Annotated in this window: 20 protein-coding genes; 9 read left to right on the forward strand and 11 right to left on the reverse strand. The window is 46.2% G+C overall.

Going from position 1 to position 21,764, the window contains the following annotated elements; genetic code table 11:
* Positions 1 to 9 precede the first annotated feature (9 nt).
* The 9 genes from B5F38_RS01370 (at position 10) to B5F38_RS01410 (ending at position 10,230) form a co-directional block, all read left to right on the forward strand.
* Complete coding sequence (locus B5F38_RS01370; RefSeq protein WP_087407522.1) at positions 10 to 2,058, forward strand: dihydrofolate reductase; 2,049 nt, start codon at positions 10 to 12, stop codon at positions 2,056 to 2,058.
* A gap of 125 nt (positions 2,059 to 2,183) precedes the next feature.
* Positions 2,184 to 2,870 (forward strand): DNA alkylation repair protein, encoded by a 687-nt coding sequence (locus B5F38_RS01375; RefSeq protein WP_087407523.1) that lies wholly within the window; start codon positions 2,184 to 2,186, stop codon positions 2,868 to 2,870.
* A 55-nt stretch (positions 2,871 to 2,925) separates the two neighbouring features.
* Positions 2,926 to 3,402, forward strand: coding sequence for a Fur family transcriptional regulator (locus tag B5F38_RS01380; RefSeq protein WP_087407760.1), 477 nt, complete (start codon positions 2,926 to 2,928; stop codon positions 3,400 to 3,402).
* Positions 3,403 to 3,436: 34 nt separating this feature from the next.
* Positions 3,437 to 4,705, forward strand: coding sequence for an adenylosuccinate synthase (locus B5F38_RS01385; protein WP_087407524.1), 1,269 nt, complete (start codon positions 3,437 to 3,439; stop codon positions 4,703 to 4,705).
* Positions 4,706 to 4,722: 17 nt separating this feature from the next.
* Positions 4,723 to 5,967 (forward strand): DUF1015 domain-containing protein, encoded by a 1,245-nt coding sequence (locus tag B5F38_RS01390; RefSeq protein ID WP_087407525.1) that lies wholly within the window; start codon positions 4,723 to 4,725, stop codon positions 5,965 to 5,967.
* A 159-nt stretch (positions 5,968 to 6,126) separates the two neighbouring features.
* Positions 6,127 to 6,657, forward strand: coding sequence for a sigma-70 family RNA polymerase sigma factor (locus B5F38_RS01395; protein WP_087407526.1), 531 nt, complete (start codon positions 6,127 to 6,129; stop codon positions 6,655 to 6,657).
* Between the two features lie 12 nt (positions 6,658 to 6,669).
* Entirely contained in the window at positions 6,670 to 7,899 is a 1,230-nt protein-coding gene (locus B5F38_RS01400; protein WP_087407527.1) for a porin family protein, read from the forward strand.
* Positions 7,900 to 7,948: 49 nt separating this feature from the next.
* Entirely contained in the window at positions 7,949 to 8,677 is a 729-nt protein-coding gene (locus B5F38_RS01405; RefSeq protein ID WP_087407528.1) for a hypothetical protein, read from the forward strand.
* Positions 8,678 to 9,093: 416 nt separating this feature from the next.
* On the forward strand, positions 9,094 to 10,230 hold the full coding sequence (locus B5F38_RS01410; protein WP_143240882.1) for a hypothetical protein: 1,137 nt from the start codon (positions 9,094 to 9,096) through the stop codon (positions 10,228 to 10,230).
* A gap of 96 nt (positions 10,231 to 10,326) precedes the next feature.
* Here B5F38_RS01410 and B5F38_RS01415 read toward each other — a convergent pair whose 3' ends face one another.
* From B5F38_RS01415 to B5F38_RS01465, 11 genes are all read right to left on the reverse strand, one after another.
* Entirely contained in the window at positions 10,327 to 11,415 is a 1,089-nt protein-coding gene (locus B5F38_RS01415; RefSeq protein ID WP_087407530.1) for a GDP-L-fucose synthase, read from the reverse strand.
* Positions 11,416 to 11,427: 12 nt separating this feature from the next.
* Positions 11,428 to 12,516, reverse strand: a complete 1,089-nt coding sequence (gmd, locus tag B5F38_RS01420) for a GDP-mannose 4,6-dehydratase (protein ID WP_087407531.1) — start codon at positions 12,514 to 12,516, stop codon at positions 11,428 to 11,430.
* A 106-nt stretch (positions 12,517 to 12,622) separates the two neighbouring features.
* Positions 12,623 to 13,384 carry a WecB/TagA/CpsF family glycosyltransferase gene (locus tag B5F38_RS01425; protein ID WP_087407532.1) on the reverse strand — a complete coding sequence of 254 codons (762 nt, stop codon included), beginning with the start codon at positions 13,382 to 13,384 and terminating at the stop codon, positions 12,623 to 12,625.
* Positions 13,385 to 13,584: 200 nt separating this feature from the next.
* Positions 13,585 to 14,583 carry an acyltransferase family protein gene (locus B5F38_RS01430; protein ID WP_343210768.1) on the reverse strand — a complete coding sequence of 333 codons (999 nt, stop codon included), beginning with the start codon at positions 14,581 to 14,583 and terminating at the stop codon, positions 13,585 to 13,587.
* 46 nt (positions 14,584 to 14,629) lie between these two features.
* The gene (locus tag B5F38_RS01435) at positions 14,630 to 15,640 is read right to left on the reverse strand and encodes an acyltransferase (RefSeq protein ID WP_087407534.1); all 1,011 of its coding nucleotides are present in this window, start codon (positions 15,638 to 15,640) and stop codon (positions 14,630 to 14,632) included.
* Between the two features lie 5 nt (positions 15,641 to 15,645).
* On the reverse strand, positions 15,646 to 16,797 hold the full coding sequence (locus B5F38_RS01440) for a glycosyltransferase family 4 protein (RefSeq protein WP_087407535.1): 1,152 nt from the start codon (positions 16,795 to 16,797) through the stop codon (positions 15,646 to 15,648).
* Positions 16,794 to 17,309: an acyltransferase gene (locus B5F38_RS01445; RefSeq protein ID WP_087407536.1), complete on the reverse strand. Its 516-nt coding sequence runs from the start codon at positions 17,307 to 17,309 to the stop codon at positions 16,794 to 16,796. Before B5F38_RS01445 ends, B5F38_RS01440 begins: the two co-directional genes overlap by 4 nt.
* A gap of 1 nt (position 17,310) precedes the next feature.
* Positions 17,311 to 18,231: a glycosyltransferase family 2 protein gene (locus B5F38_RS01450; protein WP_087407537.1), complete on the reverse strand. Its 921-nt coding sequence runs from the start codon at positions 18,229 to 18,231 to the stop codon at positions 17,311 to 17,313.
* Positions 18,228 to 19,127 carry an SGNH/GDSL hydrolase family protein gene (locus tag B5F38_RS01455; protein WP_087407538.1) on the reverse strand — a complete coding sequence of 300 codons (900 nt, stop codon included), beginning with the start codon at positions 19,125 to 19,127 and terminating at the stop codon, positions 18,228 to 18,230. The genes B5F38_RS01450 and B5F38_RS01455 overlap by 4 nt, the downstream gene beginning before the upstream one ends.
* 6 nt (positions 19,128 to 19,133) lie before the next feature.
* The gene (locus B5F38_RS01460; RefSeq protein ID WP_087407761.1) at positions 19,134 to 20,459 is read right to left on the reverse strand and encodes an MBOAT family O-acyltransferase; all 1,326 of its coding nucleotides are present in this window, start codon (positions 20,457 to 20,459) and stop codon (positions 19,134 to 19,136) included.
* A gap of 4 nt (positions 20,460 to 20,463) precedes the next feature.
* Positions 20,464 to 21,762 carry an O-antigen ligase family protein gene (locus B5F38_RS01465; protein WP_087407539.1) on the reverse strand — a complete coding sequence of 433 codons (1,299 nt, stop codon included), beginning with the start codon at positions 21,760 to 21,762 and terminating at the stop codon, positions 20,464 to 20,466.
* Positions 21,763 to 21,764 lie beyond the last annotated feature (2 nt).

A 21,764-nucleotide genomic window follows, 5' to 3' on the forward strand; every position in this document is an offset into this window, starting at 1 on the left:
TCACATTATATGAAAAAAATCGTTTGTACCATGGCTTCATTGCTAATCTTGGCCTCGTGTGCTACCCAAGAAAAGAAAGACGACTTCGACTACACCGTAGAGTCGTTTGCCGATCTGGAAATCCTGCGCTACAAAGTACCGGGATTCGAAGAGTTGACACTTCAACAGAAAGAGCTGGTCTACTACCTCTCCGAGGCTGCCGCCTACGGTCGGGACATTCTCTATGACCAGAACGGAAAATGGAACCTGGCTATCCGCCGTACCCTCGAAGCAATCTATCAGGACTATACCGGCGACCGCCAAAGCGAAGACTTCAAGAACTTCGAAGTATACCTGAAACGGGTATGGTTCTCCAACGGTATCCACCACCACTACGGATGCGATAAATTCGTGCCCGGTTTCTCGCAAGAGTTCTTTGTCGATGCCGTGAAATCGCTCGACCCGAAGAAACTGCCGCTCACCGAAGGTGCTACGGTCGACGACCTCCTCAATACGCTGGTGCCCGTTATCTTCGACCCTACGGTCATGCCTAAACGGGTGAACCAGGCTGCCGGCGAAGACCTCATCGCCACCTCGGCCTGCAACTATTACGACGGGGTAACCCAAGCCGAAGCCGAGGCCTTCTACAGCAACATGAAGGACCCCAAAGACGAGACTCCCATCTCTTACGGACTGAACAGCCGTCTGGTAAAACGCGACGGCAAGATTATGGAAGAGACCTACAAAGTAGGCGGCCTCTACACCGAAGCTATCGAAAAGATCGTATTCTGGTTGCAGAAAGCAGCCGGCGTAGCCGAGAACGACCAACAGAAACAGGTCATCGAGAAACTCATCGAATATTACCAGACAGGCGACCTGAAAGACTTTGACGAGTACGCTATCCTGTGGGTAAAAGACCTCGATTCGCAAGTCGACTTCGTAAACGGCTTTACCGAGACCTACGGCGACCCGCTGGGCATGAAAGCCAGCTGGGAGTCGATTGTCAACTTCAAGAACCTCGAAGCCTCGAAACGCACCCACACCATCAGCGAAAACGCCCAATGGTTCGAAGACCACTCGCCGGTAGATGCCCGCTTCAAGAAAGAGGAGGTAAAGGGTGTATCGGCCAAGGTCATCACCGCTGCCATGCTGGCCGGCGACTGCTACCCCTCGACACCGATCGGTATCAACCTGCCCAACTCCAACTGGATTCGCCACCTGCACGGCTCCAAGTCGGTAACCATCGAAAACATTACCGAGGCTTACGAGAAGGCTGCCCAGGGTAACGGATTCAACGACGAGTTCGTATGGAGCGACACCGAGCGCGACCTTATCAACAAATATCTGCTCCAGGCCGACAACCTGCACACCGACCTGCACGAGTGCCTGGGTCACGGTTCGGGCAAGCTGCTCCCCGGTGTAGACCCCGATGCCCTGAAGGCTTACAGCTCTACGCTCGAGGAGGCTCGTGCCGACCTCTTCGCTCTCTACTACATGGCCGATTCCAAAATTCTGGAACTGGGTCTGCTCCCCTCGCCCGATGCTTACAAAGCTGCTTACTATCAATACATGATGAACGGTCTGATGACTCAGCTCACCCGCATCGAGCCGGGCAAGAATATCGAAGAATCGCACATGCGCAACCGTCAGCTCATCGCCCGCTGGGCCTATGAGCACGGCAAAGCCGACAAGGTAATCGAGTTTGCCAAACGCGACGGCAAGACCTACGTGGTAGTGAACGACTACGAGAAACTGCGCACGCTCCTCGGACAACTGTTGGCCGAAGTACAACGCATCAAATCGGAAGGCGACTACGAGAGCGGTAAAAATCTGGTTGAACAATATGGTGTCATCGTCGACCCCGAACTGCACAAAGAGGTTCTGGCCCGTTACGAGAACCTGCACATCGCTCCCTACAAGGGATTTGTCAACCCCGTATACACGCCGGTTACCGATGCCAACGGCAACATTACCGACATCAAGATTTCGTACAACGAAGGTTATGCCGAGCAGATGCTGAGATACTCGAAAGATTACTCGCCGCTGCCCATCTGCACACCCTTCCCGGTTAAGAAATAAGTTCTTATCCCGATAACCCGCTCGGCCCGACATTTCCAAAATGCCGGGCCGAGTTTTTTTTGCCAACTATCTTGTGTGCTCCCTTGTTTTTAATTCGTATCTTGCGGAAAAATTCTGAAATCGTCATGCAACAAAAACTCAAAGAGATAAAAATCAAATTCCGGCATGCCATGAACGGCATCGTGTCGCACAACATGAGAAGCCAAGGTGCCGACTACAAAATAAACTTCGGGCTCACCCTGCCCCTGCTGAAACGGATTGCCGCCGAAACCCCGACCGATGCCCAACTGGCCAACGCCTTGTGGGCCGACACAGCCGTGCGCGAGTCGATGATGCTGGCCCCGCTGGTCTATCCGATCGACGAGTTCACCGAGGCCGAGGCCAATCGTTGGGTGGAGACCATGCCCAACACCGAGGTGGCCGACATCTGTTGCAAATTCCTCTTCAGCCGGCTTCCTTTCGCACGGCAAAAGGCTTGCGAATGGAGTTGCAGCGACCGGCCGCTGACCCAATACACCGCCTTCCAACTGGCTACCGCCTGGCTCGTCGCTCACCCCGAAAACACCGAAGCCTCGAACCTCGGGCCGGTCATCGATGCCGCCATTGCCCAGGCCACGGGGCAGCGCGACAACCGGGCTTTTGCTGCCGTCAACCTGCTGAAACAAGCCATGCACAACGACGCGTTGGCTGCCCACATTCTGCCCCTGTTACAGACCAAGGCCAAGGCCGACACAGCGGCCCAACCACTGCTCGACACGCTGACCGAAGAGCAGACGCTGTACCGCGAATTTTCGGGCCGCGATTCCCGCTGATTTTGTTTTGCTTGTAATGCAAAAATCGCTAAATTTGTAACATAGGTTTTTGATCATGCCAGAAGAAAAATCGAAAGAAACTGTAAAACAGTTGTTTATACAATTCTTGGAAGCCCGAAAATTGCGTAAGACTCCCGAGCGGTTTGCCATATTGGAAAAAATATATACCACTACCCAGCACTTCGATGTAGAGACACTGTACGAAGCCATGATCGAGAACGGATACCGGGTGAGCAAAGCAACCGTCTACAACACGATAGATCTGCTGCTCGAGGCCAACCTGGTGCGCAAGCATCAGTTCGGCGGCAACCTGGCCCAATACGAGCGGGTATACAATACCAACCACCATCACCTTATCTGCATCAAGTGCGGCAAGGTGCGCGAAGTGAAAGACCTGGACCTGATGTCGAGCCTGAACACCCGTAAATTCAACAAATTCACCACATCGTACTACACCCTCTATGTCTATGGCATCTGCAGCCGGTGTAACCAGAAGAGCAAAAAAGAGAAAGACAAAAACGAAAAAAAATAAACCCAATTTAAACATTCACGAAACACACTAAGTTATGAAAGTAGATGTTCTCTTAGGATTGCAGTGGGGCGACGAAGGCAAAGGCAAAGTCGTCGATGTATTGACGCCCAGATATGATATTATCACCCGTTTCCAGGGAGGTCCCAATGCGGGTCACACATTGGAATTCAAGGGCGAAAAATATGTATTGCGTTCCATTCCCTCGGGTATCTTCCAGGGTGGGAAAATCAACATCATCGGCAACGGTGTCGTATTGGACCCCGTCCTCTTCAAAGAGGAGGCCGAGAGCCTGGCTGCCAGCGGTCACGACCTGACCCAATGCCTGTGCATCTCGAAAAAGGCACACCTCATTCTGCCCACACACCGCATACTCGATGCAGCCTACGAGGCCGCCAAGGGTAAATCGAAAATCGGCACTACGGGCAAAGGCATCGGTCCCACCTACTCCGACAAGATAAGCCGCAACGGCGTGCGGGTTGGCGACATCTTCCTCAACTTCAAGGAGATTTATGCCACGGCCAAAGCCAAACATGAGAACATACTGCGTTCGCTCAACTACGAATACAACATCGACGAGCTGGAGGCCAAGTGGTTCGAAGCCATCGAATACCTCAAACGCTTCCGCATCATCGACAGCGAACACGTCATCAACAACTACCTGAAAGAGGGCAAGTCGATTCTGGCCGAAGGAGCACAAGGCACGATGCTCGATGTCGATTTCGGCTCCTATCCCTTTGTCACCTCGTCAAACACCATCTGCGCCGGCGCCTGCACGGGTCTGGGCGTAGCTCCCAGCAAGATAGGCGAGGTATACGGTATCTTCAAAGCCTACTGCACCCGCGTAGGCAGCGGCCCGTTCCCCACCGAACTGTTCGACGAGACCGGTAAGACCATCCGGGCCATCGGTCACGAATATGGAGCCGTGACGGGTCGCGAGCGTCGCTGCGGCTGGATAGACCTGGTAGCTCTGAAGTATGCCATCATGATCGACGGTGTGACCAAACTGATCATGATGAAGAGCGACGTGCTCGACAACTTCGACACCATCAAGGCCTGCGTGGCCTACCGCATCGACGGCAAGGAGGTGACCGAATTCCCCTACTCGATCGAAGAGGGCATCGAACCCGTATACGTAGAACTGCCGGGCTGGAAAACCGACATGACCAAGATTCACAGCGAAGCCGAATTTCCGCAAAGATTCAAAGAGTACATCGCCTTCCTCGAAAAAGAGTTGCAGGTACCTATCTACATCGTATCGGTAGGTCCCGACCGCGAGCAGACGATTGTCCTCTCCAATAAATAACCTATAAACTTATTACTATGGCAAAGATTAAACCGTTCAAAGGATTACGTCCGCCGAAAGAACTGGTCGAGCAAGTGGCCTCGCGCCCTTACGATGTGTTAAACTCCGAAGAGGCTCGCCAAGAGGCTCAAGGAAATGAAAAATCGCTCTACCACATCATCAAACCCGAGATCGATTTTGCCCCCGGTACCGACGAACACAGCCCCGAGGTATACCACAAGGCAGTAGACAACTTCAACATGTTCCAGCAGAAAGGGTGGCTGGTACAAGACAACAAGGAGCACTACTACATCTATGCCCAGACGATGAACGGTCACACCCAGTACGGACTGGTCGTGGGGGCTAACGTCGACGACTACATGTCGGGCGTCATCAAGAAACACGAACTTACCCGCCGCGACAAGGAGGAAGACCGCATGAAACACGTGCGCATCAACAACGCCAACGTCGAGCCGGTATTCTTCGCCTACCCCGACAACGACGAGCTCGACGCCATCATCAAACGCGAGACGTCGCGCGCGCCCGAGTACGACTTTATTGCCCCCGACGGATTCGGCCACCACTTCTGGGTCATCGACGACGACAAGACGATAGGCCGCATCACCGAAATCTTTGCCCATATTCCCAGCCTCTACATTGCCGACGGTCACCACCGTACGGCTGCAGCGGCTCTGGTAGGCAACGAGAAGGCCCAGCAGAACCCCGAGCATCGCGGCGACGAGGAGTACAACTACTTCCTGGCCGTATGTTTCCCGGCCTCGCAACTGAAAATCATCGACTACAACCGCGTGGTAAAAGACCTGAACGGGCTCACTCCGCAAGAGTTTATCGAGAAATTGAAAGAGCACTTCACCGTCGAGGAGAAAGGCGAACAGATTTATCACCCCGCCAAACTGCACAACTTTGCACTCTACCTCGAAGGTAAATGGTACTCCCTCACGGCCAAAGAGGGCACCTATGACGACAACGACCCCATCGGGGTACTCGACGTCACCATCTCGTCGAACCTCATCTTGCGCGACATCCTGGGCATTACCGACCTGCGCACCGACAAACGCATCGATTTCGTGGGCGGTATCCGTGGCCTCGAAGAGTTGAAACGCCGGGTCGACAGCGGCGAGATGAAGATGGCCCTGGCTCTCTACCCCGTTTCGATGAAACAGCTGATGGACATCGCCGACACGGGCAACATCATGCCGCCCAAAACAACGTGGTTCGAACCGAAGTTGAGATCGGGTCTCATCATCCACAAACTGGATTGACGCCAAAGACCCTGATTTCCTGAAATATAGAAATAGCGGTTCTTTGTATAATATTCTTTAACAAAGAACCGCTATTTATTTTTTTACCCTCATGCAGCAAAAAGAGCTCGAATTACGTCTACCTAATAGTAGTTGTTATTCGGGCCGAGTAAAATCGGTATGGACGAGAAAAAGTTGATAGAAGCTTGCAAAAATAACGACTCTCGAGCGCAAAGGCAACTCTATGAAACCTTTGCGCGTAAAATGATGTCGGTATGTTTGCGCTATGCCGGCAATCGAGAAACCGCCGAAGACTTTCTGCAAGAGGGCTTTATCCGTGTCTTCTCGTCGATACAGAGTTACAACTACGAGGGTTCTTTTGAAGGTTGGATGCGACGTATTTTCGTGAACACGGCTTTGGAAGCGCTGCGCCGAAACGACTTGCTGCGCAACGGAGTAGAGCTGGAGGCACTCGAACCTCAGCAAGAGGCCGACTACTCGGCCGTAGACCGTATATCGGCCGACGAGTTGATGGAGCTTATCGCCCAGCTACCGCCGGGATTCCGCACCGTATTCAATATGTTTGCTGTCGAGGGTTACTCCCACCGGGAGATTGCCCAGGCGCTGCACATTACCGAAAGCACCTCGCGATCGCAATATACCCGGGCCAAAAGGCTGCTTCAAAAATGGATTCAAGAACTGGAACAATAGGTATTAACGACTATGCAGATAGACGACCGACAATTTGAAAAGACGATACAATCGAAACTGGCAGGACACGAAGCCGATGTCAGAGGCGATTTGTGGGCGGCTATCGAGTCGAAGTTACCCCAGAACGCTCCGCAGATTGCGACCCGTAGAGTTCCGCTCTACCGACGTATCATCGCCTACTCGGCAGCCGCTGCGGCTGTGGGTATAGTCGTCGCTGTCGTATGGTGGCAGACGCCCGAGAAGCCTTTGGTTACCCCGATAGCCAACCAGCTATCGACTGAGGGTGTGGAGATGGTACAACCGGCAACAAACGACAGCGAGCAACCCCTCATTGCAGCAGCTACTCAACCGCAAACCACACACCCGGCACCCCGGGTTGCCCACAGCAAAAGGGTAACAGCTCCCGAAACTCAATCGTTGTTGGGTCACGAAGCTCTTGCCCAACCGGCTAATCCGACGACTCCAACCCAGGTTGTCGCTCAACCCGAAGCAGCTACCTCCTCTACCGCTGCACAAAAATCGAACAACACCGACGCAGACTATCGCCGCAAGCTGGACCAGTTTGAAAACGACGGTCGGGAACTGAAAGAGAGCGGACTCACGGCCGACGAGTCGACGAAGAGAAAAGGCTCCGGCATTCAGATAGGCGTGATGGCAGCTAATGCCACTACCGACAAAAGCCAGAATACGGCAACGGCAATCCGCACCAAGACACCCATGCTGTTGTCGCGACGCAATCCCGTCTACCACTTCGAGCACAGAATGCCCATATCGGCGGGTATCACCGTATCGAAGACCTTACCTAAAAACTGGGAACTGGAATCGGGATTGGTCTACACCTACCTCTATTCGAAATACAGTTCGACCAACGGCAACGGCAGCCAAGAGCTGCACTATCTGGGTATCCCCCTCAACGCAGTCTACCGCTTTGCCCGCATCAAGCGCCTGTCGTTCTACGCGGCAGCCGGCGGACAGGTAGATTTCTACCTGGCGGGGAGACAGAAAGACGAGGGATACGACGAGGGCATATCGGGTTCGGGATACAAGGAGCTGAAACACGAAAACGTGCAATTCTCAGTACAAGCCAATCTGGGCGCAGCCCTCACGCTGTACAAGCAGACCGAGCTCTATCTGGAACCCTACATGGCCTACTACTTCGAAAACAAATCGGAAATACATAATATCTGGAAGGACAAGCCTTTCAACTTCGGCTTGACCTTTGGCATAAGAACCGGATTTTAATCATAACCTAACTACCAAAATAGCAAACCAAACAATCTACAAGAAAACAATGAAAGCATTGAAATTTGTATCGGCTCTATCGTTGCTTTGCGGCGTCTTAACCCTCTCAAGCTGTCTGGGCGAAGGTGGCAATACCTTGTCGGTATACACCACCGGCAGCATCTACAAAACCAATACGGGCACCTCGTATATGTACCTCGACCGTACCGGACTGTCGGTCACAAGTAGCGAATTGCAAAGCGAAGATTGGGAAGAGGGCGACCGCCTGTTGGCCACAACGACTATCGACTTCGACAACCAAGGTACCCAAGTGTCGAACTACATCTATAACGCCACCATCTCGGGTATTCATCAATTCGATTGCAAAGACTATCTGTACAATGGTGCCTTCGGTGCATTCCAGAGCGATACCCTCCCCTCGCTCTACTCGATAGAGCCCTTTATCAACTATCGCAAAGACGATACTATCCTCACCTTTGCCTATGTGAAATACGAGGTTGAAAGCGGTGAAGCCGGTTCGCTGGAACTGATTCAGCCCAAGATGTTCGACTTCGAGACCAAGACCGATACTCTCTATCTCGTCTACAACAAAGGAAATATCAAGGAGTCGAAAAGCTCGGACTACATCTCGTTCAAGCTGCCGCAATATCCGGTCAATACCGACATCAACGTGGTTGTGAGATACCAGGCAGCCAGCTCGAACTTCTCGACCGGTGGCAACGACAAGACCAGCAGATACTTCTCGTTCACCTACAACCGGCCCGAGACCTTGGAATAAAATCGAAAAAAAGCAACTTTTATTTTTGATGTTTATAATTTCAGACGGGGGTGTCCGTGAGGATACCTCTTTTTTTATACCCTCTCGCGACCCGGGATGCCATGAAATAGAGCAATCTTTAAGCCTATCAGCACAAGTCTGTCTTCAGAATTGCCGGCTCGACCCGGCGAAAGAATTGATTGCGCCATATCCCAGATGCGGTCTGCATCAATATAAGCACACACTACATCAACACCTCGAAATAAAAGCTCAACCTACTTATATTGGAGTTAGGCCGGTTTCCTCACGAATTGCCCGCCAACACGATCGCAACGAAAAGTACCTTATTCTTTTAACAGCCCGAAAAAACTTCTAACTTTGTACCATCAAAAGCAGAACGGGGACATAAAAAAACTTTCAGTATAAAATTATACCTGATGAAGAATCACAGAAAAATCGTATACCTATTGCTCTGCATGGCAATTCTCGGGAATTCCTGCCGTCCGGAACAGCAATCAGAAACTCAGTTTATCGATAAGACTCAACAGTTATTGACCCTGAATGACGAAGGTATCATACCCGATACGGCGATAGACCAATTTTTTGATTGGATTCGAGAGAATCCTCAATCCTTGGATTCTCAATTAACCGATAGGAACCATAACATAGAGTCCATGGAGATAGCCACCTCGCCCGATGGCAATATGCGAACATACAGCATCGAACTATATGGCTTTGGCGGAATACCTTCGTATGGATTCGAGACTCGCACCTTGCTTCAATATCGGGCCAACGATTCGGTCGTTTGTTTGGAACTGGACAGCATTCAAGGATATGTATCCCAGATAATCCGAATAGAGCCTTCGAAATCGCTATATATGCTTGCCGACTGCGAAGAGTTTAACACGCAAGGGTCTCATGTTTACATGAATCTGTGGGGCCTGCAGATAACCGACCAAGGAACTATTGCTCCGGCTCCGATATTTAAGAAGGAGACACATCTATTGACACATCTCGATTGGAGATGGGACGAATATGGTTACAATGACGAAACCGACCAAATCATCTTCTCGGCCGAGTTGTCCGAGCCGTATGAAATAGCTTATGATACCGTTTCGAACGAATTACATCTTCCTTATATCGTAACACATGGCGAATATTCCATAGCTACAGAAGCACATCGGGTATACCGGTGGAATGGAAAATATTTTGTAGACAAAGGGGTTGCTCCCCTGTTCGATTTGCATAGTGACGACTTCCATATTATCATCGATATACAGGCCAATGGCAATTACCGATATAGGTGTTGGAATAAGGGACGCAAAATCGATGACAAACCCGACTTGCAAATTGAAAACGGCATTAGAAAATGTTGGGACCAAGACGGAGAAGTCTTTGATTACAATGCTTTTTGTGAAAATTTTCAAGCCAAGCCTGCCGGAAAAATATATCTATTTTATAACCAGGGCTTTCGATATGAATATCACATGGGAGATATTCAAGGTAAAGTCGTCAACAAGTTGTGTATCTATAATCCTCAGAACAATCTGATTTACGAGCAATCTTACGATTGACGTCCATCACTGGGAAGCCACAGGAAAACAACGACAGCCAACCGATTCAGAAAGAACCGATTGGCTGTCGCTATATGACTGTAAAGGAATTACGGATTACCGATACATCTCGGCATGATCGGCCGTGTACCAGTCGTACATCTTCTGTACGCCCTCCTCGATTTCGATTTTGTGGTGCCAGCCCAGGTTGTGCAGTTTGGTCACATCGGTGAGCTTGCGCATGGTACCGTCGGGTTTCTCAGGGTTGAAGCGAACCTCGCCCTTGTACCCGATAACCTCCTGGATGCGATGAGCCAGAGCGGCGATGGTAATCTCCTTGCCGGTACCGATGTTGATGTGGCAGTTGCGCACCTCGGGATTGTCGCCCTTAACATCGGCAAAATCGACATGCTCGAGAATATAGACCGAAGCGTCGGCCATCTCCTCGCTCCACAGAAACTCACGCAGCGGTTTGCCCGTACCCCACAGCTCTACCCGGTCGGGATAGATGCCATACTTGGCCAGCACGGCAAGGATAGCCTCGTTGGTAACTTTACCGTCTACGCCCTCGACAGGTCGCAACGAGAGGTCTTTGCGCACAGCCTCCCAATCGTTTTCCATCAGACACTTGGCCAAATGTATTTTACGAATCATAGCCGGGAGCACATGGCTGCGCTCGAGGTCGAAGTTGTCGTTGGGCCCGTAAAGGTTGGTGGGCATCACGGCGATATAGTTGGTACCATATTGCAGGTTGAAGCTCTCGCACATCTTCAGTCCGGCAATCTTGGCAATGGCATAGGGCTCGTTGGTATACTCCAGCGGCGAGGTGAGCAGCGCATCCTCCTTCATCGGCTGCTGGGCATCGCGCGGATAGATGCAGGTACTGCCCAGGAAGAGCAGCTTCTTCACGCCATGACGGAAGCTCTCGCCGATGACGTTTTGCTGAATCTGCAAATTCTGATAGATGAAATCGGCCCGATAGATGCTGTTGGCCATGATACCCCCCACATGAGCGGCGGCCAGAATCACATATTCGGGTTGCTCCTCGTCGAAGAAGCGTTTCACGGCTACCCCGTCGAGCAGGTCGAGCTCTTTGTGCGAACGGCCGATGAGATGGGTATACCCTTTGTCCTGCAAGTTTTTCCATATAGCCGAACCCACCAGACCGTGGTGACCGGCTACATAAATCTTGGCATCTTTTTCCATGATAAATATCTCCTATTTAACAATACCTTTTTCCAAATATTCGGCCAGGTTCATGCGAATCTCGTCGCCGGCACGCTCGACAGCCACCTTGGCCATATCGGCATCGACCATAATCTTCACGAGCTCTTCGAACGAAGTCTTCATCGGGTCCCAACCCAACTCGCGCTTGGCCTTCGAGGGATCGCCCCACAGGTTCACCACGTCGGTCGGGCGATAGAAATCGGGCGAAACTTCTACGAGCACACGGCCGGTAGCCCGGTCGATGCCCTTCTCGTTCTCTCCCTCGCCTACGAAATCGAGTTCGATACCTACGTGATGGAAAGCCAACTGACAGAACTCACGAACGGAGTGCTGCACACCGGTAGCAATCACAAAATCTTCGGGCTTGTCGTTTTGCAGAATGAGCCACATGCACTCGACATAATCCTTGGCATAACCCCAGTCGCGCAACGACGAGAGATTACCCAGGTAGAGCTTGTCCTGTTTACCCTGAGCAATACGAGCGGCAGCCAGCGTAATCTTACGGGTTACGAAGGTCTCGCCACGACGCTCCGACTCGTGATTGAAGAGGATACCCGAGCAGCAGAACATGTTGTAAGCCTCGCGATACTCCTTCACAATCCAGTATCCATACAGCTTGGCTACGGCATACGGGCTATACGGGTGGAACGGAGTCTGCTCGTTCTGAGGCACCTGCTCTACCTTGCCATACAACTCGGAAGTCGAAGCCTGATAGATGCGACAGGTCTCGGCCAATCCGCATTGGCGAACGGCCTCCAGAATACGCAATACGCCTGTAGCGTCGACATCGGCCGTGAACTCGGGAGCATCAAACGACACCTGTACATGGCTCTGGGCGGCCAGATTGTAAATCTCGTCGGGGCGCACTTTGCCTACGACCTGAATCAGACTCATCGAGTCGCCCAAGTCGGCATAATGCAGGTGGAAATGCGGACGGCCCTCCAGGTGGGCGATACGCTCACGATAATCGACCGACGAGCGACGAATGGTTCCGTGCACGTCATAACCCTTTTCCAGCAGGAACTCTGCCAAGAACGATCCGTCTTGACCGGTAATACCGGTAATCAATGCTTTTTTCATAACAGTTTTAATTCCTAAATTACCTTTTTATACAATTTTACAAAAATATTCAATTCCAAATATAACAACAACTTTCGTCAATTCTATAATCAAATAAATATATGAATTATTCGACCTTGCCCGGCAACTTCTTGCGCCGGCGCTTACGATTCCACTCCTGAACGAGCAACTTGGGCAACGACTCGATAATCAGCCAGCAACGACGCAACTGCTTCTTGGGCTCGCAATAGATGCGATGCAGGAACTCGAGGTGGACCCGCACCATCCAATAGGGCGCCCGGTTCACATCGGTACCGCTGTAAAATTTAAAAGCAGCTCCCACGGCAATCATCACCCCACTCTTCAGGTAAGGCTTCAGCTTGCTCATAAAAATCTCTTGCTTGGGAGCCCCCAGTGCTATCCAGATAATCTCGGCACGATCTTTCTCCAGCATCTGGGCAATGGCCGGATAGTCAAAATCGTCAACCGCCTTGTAGGGCAATGAGTAGAACCACATGTCGTTGATGCGCGGGTCAATCTCTGACAAATGACGTTTCAGCCCGTCCAGTGTCTGCTGTGTAGTACCCAGAAAGGCCATGCGATAGCGCCGCTGATGAATGATATCCATGAAAATCTCGCTACCGCAGTATTGCTTGCGCTCGATACCATAGATCCATCGCAAATACAACGGCACATAACCGCTGTCGCAAATCGAGAACATCGACCCGTCTACCACCTGACAATAAGCCGGGTCGCGATTTACCGTGGCCAGAATCACACCGTCGGATACACAAATATACCCTGGCTTCTTCATTAACAACGCCTCGTCGATAGCCCGAAAAACTGCATGCTTGTCGAACTCGTACCTGATGTTGAAATACTTCTCCATAAAAAATGATGTGTAAAGTTACCGTCGAGACTCCCCTAATCCCGACTACAAAACAATCTCGTCTCTTTTGGATGAAATCGAGTGAACAGATATTCGCTCCACTCGATATTCAAGTGAATTATACCTTATTTCTTAAAAATATCTATTTAATTACCAAGATAATAATCCGAACTTATATCCTTATGTCCCTTATCTCTCGTTCACGCAATCTTCAACCAACGGAACAGTATATCCTTTGCCCATGCCATCACAAAGGAGCCGGCGAAAAGGATAGGCACTATTATAAAGAAATAGATTCCAAACTGCGACTGACTGACAAAATAGCGATCCATGAAATAGGGATAGACCAACGCATCGAATATATAACAACAAAGATACATATCGAGCGACAACAGCGAAATCTTAGTCAAACTTTTACGCAACACCAGCGACTTGAAATCGGTCTGATAGAACAACAAGAAAAAGGCTATTGCCACAACTGTCCCGAATACTCCCCAAGGGCCACCGGCTATTTGAATAAGTGTATGATTGTGAACAAACAACACATTAAATACCGGATTGATCATACACAACAATAACATTATCAGCCACAACTTCCAACTATCTACCCGAGGTCTATACTCGTGAATATACGAACCAGCAAAGAAGAATGTCAACGGATAGCACGATGCCCAAAAGCCAGGAACCAGATGCAATCCATATCGATTAAACAAATCGGGCAAGGCGGTCATCACATATAGAGTCAATATCAAAATCTGTTTTTGTCGCTGAGTAGGTATCGCCTTGTACATCATATTCAAGAAAGGGATCAACAAAAACAACCCTATCCACATCTCGATGTACCAGGCATAAGGTATTGCCGAAAAATCGAATATCTTTAGAATCCACTTCAACCACGACAAATCTTCGTGCAAATAATACTTACGAAACAGAATCGTTATGATCGAAAAGAAGAGGTAGGCAACCAATACCCGTATACAACCCTTGTAATATCGCTTCGATACGATCTTATTCGTATTCAAATAACCTGTCAACAAAAGGAAAAGAGGAACACCAATTCCAAAAAACATACGAAAGATTGACTGGATAAACAATGCTGTTCCTTCAAAAATTGTATTCTTAAATGGGGTATTCAACCAAAAGTGCCCAGATATCACAAACAGAATGGCAAAACTACGAATTAAATCCAGTCCTATAATTCGAGTTTGGCACGATTTTTGCTCCCCCTAATTTGTTGTATCATAATTATACTTTTTCCCTTGTTATAGTCAATTTAAGTTTATTATATCCTCTAAAAACTACTATTGATCCAACCATCGAAAAAACAGTAGAAAATACTAAATATACAAACATCAATCCTAAACTCTCTATTCGATGTGTATATAATTTCATAAATATCATAGCTATGCCTTGAATAAAGAACATATGCAGCAAATAAATATGAAAACAATTTTTTGAAATACTTACCAATGCATTTGCGGCAAATCTTATCTGTCTCAAGATAAAAGATAAACCATACATCGCTGGAATAGCCACAAAGCACAACCCAATATAAATAAATCGGTCCGGATAAACAAAAGCAAAAATTGTTAGCACAATAAATGCTATCAAACTAAATAATCCTAATACTTTCAACAAGGATAATTGTTTTTCTAAAAATGGGAAATACCAAGCCGCCATTATCCCTAAGATATAAAACAACAAATACCCAGTCAAATAGTCCAAACAAAATATCGGTGTCGACACTGGATTCAAATAAAAATACCCACTTACCAATAACATCAACAGTTCAAAATAGCCCTTATATTTCATTCTTATTTTAAAACATAAAGGATAAAGAGCATATAAAAAGAATAACAAATAGATATACCATAAAAATGTCGCATCCGATTGTTTGGGAGAAACCAATAGATCAAGAAGATTCATCGATACAGTATTCCATCCTTTTTGCATGGCAGACAACAAAGTAACCACTACACCAATTAACACATAAGGAATAAAAAATTTATGGAACTTTCGATATGTATATGTACTATATGCCTGTGATTTATACGAATATGCAATCAAAAAACTCGATATAAATATAAAAAATGGCATATGGAATGAATAGATATAGTAGTGGATAGAACCATATACTGGAGGCATAAATGCCAATAAGTGATGGCCTACTACAACCCAAAGCATGGCAATGCCTTGCATCAGATCTATAATAAGCAATCTCCGTTTTGGTTGAATATTTTGATTAAAATCCGACATAATAATTATATCAATTCTTGAAATAATCTATCCCACTTCTTATAAATTACCTCCGATGAGTATTCACATTGTAACTTTTCGAAAGCCATCTGACCTAACCGAGCTATTTCATCGGGAGCATGCCACAACGAAACGATTTGCCGTTCCAAATCGTCGAGATTATTAGGCTCGAACAATTTACCAATAGCCGAATCTCCTCGACCAATAATTTCGGTAAATCCCCCATGAGCTGGTCCGATTGTAGGCTTACCATAGCAGGCAGCCTCGAGAATGGCCATGGGAAAGCCTTCGTAGCAACGACTGGGCATCACCACAAAACGAGCTTGATGAATAAAATCTGCCAACTCCGCTTTTTGTAGATACCCCATAAATTGCACATTATCGGGAATCTCAATATCGGTTTGTTCACGTTTGGCTCCAGCGAATCGGAACTGGATCGTCGGATTCCGACGGGCCACCTCTACCAACAGATCATATCCTTTTTCGTAACTCAACCGACCAATATAAGCGACATACGCACCCTCGGTCGACTCATAAGATACAGGAGCATCTACACTATTAGGTATCACTCGTATCTTCTGCGCATCATACCCGGCTGCAATCAATTTCTGCCTTTGAAAATCGGTAATACAGGCATACGCATCGACATTCTTCTGATAAGCCCCCGTCCAACGGGCATAGACATTGCGAAGGGTATATCCCAGCGATTTCAACCGACTATGTTCGCAGTTATATCGCACACAGCTCCACTCATTCCCCCGTTCCAAACAAGTCTCACAAGGCATACCATCGCGCATGAACAAGCCCGTAGGACAAATCAATCGAAAGTTGTGAATCGTCATCACCACCGGTACCCCAGCCTTTTTACACTCAAAGAGAGCCGCCGGACTAATAAAGGGATAAAGATTATGCACATTCACCACATCAGGGCGCTCCTGGCGCAAAACCTCTCGCATCCCCCGCACCCCTGAAGGAGAATAGATACCTGACAGAAAGCCGGCCACCTTGCCGCCCGCCGACTCTCTCACCCCCTCGGTCGTTCGACGATAAAACGCCACCTCATGACCATGAGTAGAAAGCATCGCCGCCATCTTATCAACAACAGCCTCCTCACCACTATATTTCCCGTAATTGTTATGTACCAGAAGAATCTTCATCTGTCATATTTGCTTATCAAATGTTCTCCCCATTCTCGAACATCTGCATATTTCTTCGCTGGATTTCCAATCATAATAGAATAATCTTCTATATTTCCTTTAATCACAGCTCCTGCTCCTATTATACAATATTTGCCGATCTTTGTCCCTGGCAATACAATAGCACCGGCACCAATAAAACTATGCTCTCCAATAGTTACCGATTTGAATGCCATATCATTAAAACCAATATCTTCAGCGTTAATAGCTCGCATTCCAATTAAAAAAGACCAATCATGAGTTAAGATTACTGTCTTTGTTGATATAACACAACCATTTCCTATAACCAAACGGCCTCCGTTTCCAGGATTAGCATCTAGGAAAGCATCATAATGTATATATTCTGGAGCCCCTATAAATTCAACACCAACTCTTTTATGTGCCTTCATAATCAAAGGCATATACCACTTAGCACAAATACTACGACTTATAAAGGCTAATAATCGCAATAGATAAAAAAGAATTCTATTCATATCAATACTGCCGAATAATAAATAATCGAACCATCTTAGGGAGCATTGCCAAAAAGAAAAAAGGTATCACCTTCATATTAAATGGATAGTAAAACAATGATCTTAAGACCTCTTTCATTGTTTCTATTTTCTCCCCATAACGAATAGCTACAGAAGCTCTCATCTTATGCCAATGAGAAATATACCTTTTCAACGCCATTTTTCCCGGATAAACAGATAACAATTTTACCAATTCTTTTCCTACCGGATCACCTTTATCTTGCCGACGAGGTGGTAAATTTGTCAACACATAACCTTCTCCTAAATTATAGATAGCTTCTACTTCTTTTGAATAGGCAATTTCTCCTTTCACAGCCAATCTTGCCCAAGTCAATAAATCCTCTCCCGATTTAATTCCTAACGGGAATCCACCTATTGCCTGTATAGCCTGTGTTTTCACCATAACTGCAGAAGTCCATAAAGGAGGATGTGAGCAACTGGCCATCTCAAAATAATTAGAAAGGATTCCATCTTCTCCCGTAAATGGTAGCTTCCGAATAATCGTTGGAGTCACTTTCCCCTCCAGATTTTGGAACTCATAATTACAAGCATAGATAAGACAATGAGGATATTTTTGAGAAAGGAGATACTGGGTAACCAAATACTCCGGCTTCCACTCATCATCAGCATCCAAAAATGCTATCAAATCACCTTTAGCCTCCTCAATACCCCGGTTTCGAGCAGCCGCTACGCCTGCATTCTTTTGGTGAATCAGTCGAATGCGAGAATCGCTGAATTTCTCCACCTCAGCTACACTACTATCAGTAGATCCATCGTCGACTACCACGACTTCAAAATCCTGAAAAGTCTGCTTAAAAACAGATTGTAAAGTATGAGCAATCTGTTTCTCTTTGTTGTATAAAGGAATAACTACTGATATCATTGTTCTATTTCTTTATTGAACTTTTTTGTAATTTCAGCATTGATTACCTTTTGTCCTCCAGAATTAAGATGTATCGGGTCAAAGAATAATTCATATTGCGTAGAAAATTGAGGATTAAAATCCCAATAATAAATCAATGGTGATGAAGCGGCTTTCTCACGAAAATATGAAATAATTTTCTGATACTGTTCCGGTTCATATTCATTCAATGGAGCAGCAATCGGCGTATTAACCAATATCACCTTAATCCCTTTTCGTGTAATAAGTTCCAATGTTTTCTCAAAGTAATCTATCAAATCTTGCTCAAAGTGAATATGTCGCTGTTGTCCTTTTCTAATTTGTTCTTTCAAAACTTCCACATCAAGATATCCTACTTTATAATTGCGCCAATCATATCGATACCCTCGTATAGCACTATTGATAAGAGCATCGGAATATCGAGAAGTACAAATAAGTTTATGAACCCAATAATCTGAAAAATCAGCCGACTCTTTTATATATTCATTCATATTCTCTTCATCAATAAATGGATAGAACAATTTGTATGAATTTTTACTTAATCCAGCCCCCGTAAACATAAATTGATCTACCCCATAAAGCACAACCTGTAACGAATCGCTATATGGAGAAGATAAATATTGTTTTACCATTTCGTAACGATCGGCAACATTTACACCCTCCCGGCAATACTTCGAGACCGAAAGTCCTATGCCTCTCTCAAAATTGGATTTATCGACGGCTAACATTAAATGAGAATGGCCTATCAATAAAACTTCAGAATGTTGATTAAGCCCAAAATAACGATTCAATCCATTATTCAATAGCCACCCTATTCCTCGGTCAAGACCTATGAACACAAGCACAAAGAGCAATATGGATAATATTCTTCGCTTCATGAATAATTAAAATTGGAAATAGACAAATTGATCACTTGAAACACCAAACAGACCTATTGCGAGTAAAAGGAAAAGATATTCCCAAGCAGATTTTTGAGGAAGTATATTTCTGTACATTAAATATTCTCGCAACATGAATATCCCCAATAAAAGCATGGTAAGTAATGTACTAAATGTAGAACTACCCCAATAGACAGGCGAAATGATGTCGCTACAAATACGCGTTACTACGTGCCACGCCTCTACACTGTTTTCTATCCGGAAAAATATCCATGCAAATGTAATCATCACAAACACCAACAAGTGATATAGGATATTCGGTCTCTTTGGGCCCCAAAAACGCTCAACCAAATAAAAAACTGCGTGCATTGCGCCCCATAGAACAAAAGACCAAGTCGCGCCATGCCAAATTCCACTCAACAGGAAAACCAACGAAATATTCAATATCCATCGAGCTTGACTAACACGATTTCCGCCCAATGATATATATACATATTCTGTGAACCAAGATGTCAACGAGATATGCCACCGACGCCAAAACTCCTTGAACGTATTGACACAATACGGAAAATTGAAATTCTGCATAATCTTAAATCCCATAACACGGCCAGAACCAATAGCCATATCGGCGTATCCACTAAAATCGCAATATATCTGGAAACTGTAAAACAAGGCAGCAAGAGCCAATGTACTGCCCGAGTGAGATTCTGGAGAAAAATAAACCGCATTGACATATTCAGCCAAACGATCTGCTATAACCACTTTTTTGAATACCCCCCAAATAAAAAGGCCTGCACCTCCCTTAAAGTTATCCCAACTAACAGAAGTTTTTTCTTTCAGTTGAGGAATTAAATTACGAGCTCTCTCTATGGGACCAGATAGTAATGTGGGGAAAAATGCAATAAATAAGGCTATATCTACCACATTCTTTTCTGGTTCTATTTTCTTCCGATATATATCTATACTGTATGACAATGCTTGAAACGTAAAAAAGGACAATCCTACGGGTAATAAAATAGTCGGATTGGCCAAATAGGCATATTTGAAAAATACCAACTGAGCTATGGACAGTACAATGGCTGTAGTTACAAATCTCTTTCCGCTTTTCCCTTGTTGCTGATCTCGTGCAATCCACGACCCGCAAAAGTAATTGACTACAGTTGTATATATCAGCAATATAACAAACCAGCTATGTAACTGAGCATAAAAATAATATGATGCTGTTAAGAGAAACAAATTCCTTAACTTCAAGGTATTCTTGTTGTTAGTACTTACAAATAACAAAAATACAATACAAAAAAAGAATAAATATTCAAACGTATTAAACAACATATTTCTAACCTCGTTTATATCCGGCAATCAAGCCCAACATCATTCCATAAAAGCCACAAGGGTAAGATAGTGTGGCCATAGTATAGTTAACTACATTATCGGTGTACATGGTCAATAATGTACCCGCCGCTGATGCTCCCGCCACAATAGCACAAAGATGTATCGCCGTATCGTAACGTCGATTTTGAAAAACAATAAAGCAGTGAAAAATCAGAGCTAAAAAACTTCCTCCGAAAAGTACAATCCCAATCAAACCATTATCACACAAAATCTGTACATAATCGTTATGACAAATTTTTATAGTTCCGAATGGATGTCGCAATGAGTAAAATACTTCTTGCAAATTTCCCGTGCCTGCACCTGTAAGTTCCTGATTATAGAAAAACTTATCTAAAGTCCATTTCCACATAGCAAAACGCCCATTACTATTAATATCATCCATCGATATTTGTCCCGAATTCAGTTGCTCTATCCCCTTTCCACTATCATCATAAAACATTTTCTCTCGCACAGAAGGGATAGCAAATACAGCCACAATAAACAAGATAAATACCGAAAATATTACAGGCAAAGATTTCAATCTATACTTAAAAAAGAAGAAGGTCATCAGAGCCAATGTCGTTCCCATAATACTGGTACGGAATACCCACAATATACAAGGGAGCATAAATAGAATACAAAGCAAAAGATTCTTTCTCTTCTCCCGTGTATAATAAAACAGAGCTAAAGAGAACACACACATGGATATATAATTGATAGCACTAGCTGTACCATACCAGAATACTCCCGGGAAAAGACGGCCTACATATGGAATAAAAAATACACCGATAGATATTAAAGCCACTATACGAGCCCCTATCCCAGCCTTAAGGAATACCTCCTTATCACGCACTGCAGTCGAAGCAAACAACATAATAAGTAGCGGATAGAGATACTTCAGAATAACCCGGAATCCATATCCGGGAGCTGGGGTATAACTCAAACCTATCACTAACCAGATAATATAAATCAGATAAAATATAATGGCTGGGCTCCATTGAGGAGATCGTTTACAAATGAACAGCCCTACTAAGCAAAACACCTCCAAAACCATCAGGCGAATGGCCATCAAATCCAATGCCCCAGGCGCAGAAAAAGCCAACAATCCGGTCGAAAAGGTCAGTACCCAAAACATCTCGGGTCCATCCATCACCATCTTCTGCTCCCGATTCAACGGGTTGGTCATCACGCCCTGCTTCATTGTCAGGAACTTTAACCCGACCAAGGTGATTATCAAGAAATATAGATAATTGAGTAGATACATAT

Origin of the sequence: Barnesiella sp. An22 (assembly GCF_002159975.1) — a bacterium.
GTDB lineage: Bacteria > Bacteroidota > Bacteroidia > Bacteroidales > Barnesiellaceae > Barnesiella > Barnesiella merdigallinarum.